The 482-nt window shown below is 51.9% G+C and carries 1 pseudogene; it reads left to right on the plus strand.

The window, feature by feature from the left end:
• Positions 1–482: pseudogene (locus tag P5683_RS25790) on the plus strand (ISNCY family transposase); the annotation flags it as partial.

A 482-nucleotide genomic window follows, 5' to 3' on the forward strand; every position in this document is an offset into this window, starting at 1 on the left:
TAACTTCATCGTCGTCTGTCGCCCCGAGTCTCATACTACCCTCTATGAACACCTAGAGGGCATCGAACTCCCGACCCTCACGACCAAGAAGTGGACTGGTCAAGTCGAGAAAACCTATACCTACCGCTATCTCAACGGAGTCCCCCTCAAAGATAGCGATGAGGCCCTGTTGGTTAACTGGTGCGAACTTACTGTCACCACCGCTGATGGCCAGGTAACCTATCACAACTCCTTTGCCACGAATTATCCTCTCAGCGATGAGAATGTAGCCGAGGTGGTTCGGGCCGGGCTGACTCGTTGGAAAGTTGAGAATGAGAACAACAACACTCTCAAGACCAAGGGCTACCATCTCGAACACAATTTTGGCCATGGCAAGCAGCATCTTTCTTCCTTGCTGGCGACCCTCAACATCCTCTCGCTGCTCTTCCACACCCTGCTGGAGTTGCTCGATAACAAGTACCAGTTGCTACGAGCGCACTTAA

Source organism: Limnospira sp. PMC 1279.21 (assembly GCF_032349615.1).
GTDB lineage: Bacteria > Cyanobacteriota > Cyanobacteriia > Cyanobacteriales > Microcoleaceae > Limnospira > Limnospira fusiformis.